The following is a 2,444-nucleotide window of genomic DNA, read 5'->3' on the forward strand; positions in this document are numbered from 1 at the left end:
CACGCCCTATCCGCCCCTCTTGCTCGGCTGCCAACATTTCCTTTTGATAATAAGCGCCTTGAACCGCTGTAAGATAATCCCCTTCCCAGATATGCTTATAGGTCTCGGGGCGGTTTCTCAGATCATCAAGTCGTGCTTCATTCAAGATTTTCGGAAACTTCGGATTGTCTGACCAGTTGATCTCCACACGCTTAATTGCCTCATTGTCTGAAAAGCGAAACCGCTTCTCAACGGGTGCATTCTCTCGCAACGGGTTCCATGTCACCCATAACTCTGCTCGCCACCCCTCGCCCTCTTCACGCAAAGTCGGTATAAGCGTCTGCCAAGCCGTCTCTGTAACCGGCTCTGCCTCATCAACCCAACAAAGCAAAATACGCCCCATAGACTTGATACTGGCTATATTGCGGTCCAGACCAGAAAACTGAAAGGCTACGCGACCATCTATCGACTTAATCGACGATTCCCCAACCTTGTAATAGTCCTTTAAAAAGTCGTGCGCTTCAATGGCGCGCTTAATCTCCTCCAATGAACTTTCTGCCAAAGAATTCTGAAACTGACGTGCACAAAGAATGGTCCCCGATATCCCCTGCATACCAAATTGATAGCCTTTTAAAGCAGCCATCAAGGCAAATGATCTTGTCTTTCCAGACCCTCGTCCACCCCAAGCCGCTCGTACCAAAGCGTCTCCTGCAAAAATAGGAATGAGTTTTGGTACAATCTTAATCTGTCTTGTCGTCATTCATTGTTAAAGGAGCAATTTCTACACGCCCTATGATCTTAATCGCGCCCCCATCTTCCCCCGTCACTTGCAAAGGCAAGATCTTCCCAAGCAACGCTAAATAAGCCGCAGGGCATCTTATTGCCTGCTTTTCGAGGTAAGAGATTAGTCCTTCCTTGCCATACTTATTGCCTGCCAATTCAGCAGCTTTAAGAATAGCCTCTTTCAAAAGGCGTGTATTCTTATTGGGTACACCTTTAACACGCCCCATTCCTGCCTTAGGGGGTTTATATTTTTTCTTTGTTTGAGAAATCTGTTCTGTATTTTGTGATGTCATAAAATACACCCTCCAGATAATAAAAAACCCCGCATTTGCGGGGATTTTGAACTGTACATTTCCCTCTCTAGACACAATACGCCTAAGTACAGCAATGTCATTAAATACGATTTGCTACATTTTGTCAACACAAAAATAACACATATTGATATATTTGAAGAGAATCTGTATAAAGCGAAGATGCAACAATGAAAAACAAGATAAAATCTAATGTTATTATCGTATTTAAAGAAAATTTCCTTATTCGGAATAATAAGTATCTTATTCACTAGTCATGTAAGTAGTCAACCATTAACAAAACATGTTTCTTCGGAATCTCCATGCCCAAAGGGGCAAATTGCCGTTTTTCGTGATCTACAAAAACGGTCCTCTTTTATTACTTGTATTTCAGAAGGAATGTTGGATTATATTTATAACGACATCCCTAAAGAAATCTCTACAGGTCCATTTAGAATAATTTCTATAGAGGCAAACAACTATCTTCGTATACTAAGACGTTATTTTAATAAAAACAATAGAATAGAATGGTTTGTAATAGGCTTCATAATAATCACCATAATGTCTCTTCCGATTAACATACTCTGGCGATTTAGATTAAAGATTTCTGCGTTTTTATTTGCAATAATGACCGCCTTAGTTATTATTGCAATACCATATATATATGGATATATATATCTTTCACATCTACTTTTTTGAAAAGTACTTCTGAAGCGCATTAAGAGCAACGCGTAATGAATTCACAAGATATGGTAGCGTTTGATCTTCTATAACGAGGTACTGTAGCGCAGCGTGAAGATTATACTGTCTATAGAGGCATTGCGCTTCTTTTAGTGCCTCTTGCGTGTTTATAAACTGCTCTGTTGCAAATTCTACCCATTTGTCTCTTGCCTTATCATCAGAAGATGACGGAATTTCATTATAAACAGCACTTGGCAAGCCTTTTGCACAAAGGTAATCGTTTCTTATCTGTAGGTACTGTTGCGCGGCATCATATTGCTCTTGAGTAATCACGCCTTGCAAACAAAGCCGCCCGATATAGGTACCAGAAAGTGGATTTTTTGCCTCCTGTAGCGTTAAACCGAAGCGCTTTGCACGCATTTCTATTGCCAATTTATCAACGGCTTCACGCGGTGCTTTTGCACGTGATATACGTCCGTTTGGTTCTCTGATACATCCTTTAATTTTAGGGCGTCCCCTCTTTTTATTTTTTTTCATAACACCGCCTTTTATTTAAAAAGGAACACTGTCATTCATAACGGTATGGGGCGTATCAAGAGGTCTGTAAATGCTTCTGTCATAAGCAGATGACTGATCTTGATTATCATCATTTTTGCCATCTAAAAGCTTTAACTCGCCTTTGTACTGAGGCAATATGACTTCTGTTACATA

General features: G+C 40.5%; 3 protein-coding genes and 1 pseudogene. All 4 read right to left on the reverse strand.

Annotated features, from left to right (window positions below; translation table 11 throughout):
* Positions 1–739: phage terminase large subunit (locus tag ACFINH_RS09445; protein WP_375632892.1), on the reverse strand; the 739-nt coding region annotated here is incomplete at its 3' end.
* The gene (locus tag ACFINH_RS09450) at positions 720–1,055 is read right to left on the reverse strand and encodes a hypothetical protein (protein ID WP_375610989.1); all 336 of its coding nucleotides are present in this window, start codon (positions 1,053–1,055) and stop codon (positions 720–722) included. The genes ACFINH_RS09445 and ACFINH_RS09450, both read right to left, overlap by 20 nt.
* A gap of 684 nt (positions 1,056–1,739) precedes the next feature.
* The gene (locus ACFINH_RS09455; RefSeq protein ID WP_375632894.1) at positions 1,740–2,270 is read right to left on the reverse strand and encodes a hypothetical protein; all 531 of its coding nucleotides are present in this window, start codon (positions 2,268–2,270) and stop codon (positions 1,740–1,742) included.
* 15 nt (positions 2,271–2,285) lie between these two features.
* Positions 2,286–2,444, reverse strand: a pseudogene (locus ACFINH_RS09460) (single-stranded DNA-binding protein); the annotation flags it as partial.

Origin of the sequence: Bartonella sp. AA74HLJMH (assembly GCF_042197045.1) — a bacterium.
Lineage (GTDB): Bacteria > Pseudomonadota > Alphaproteobacteria > Rhizobiales > Rhizobiaceae > Bartonella.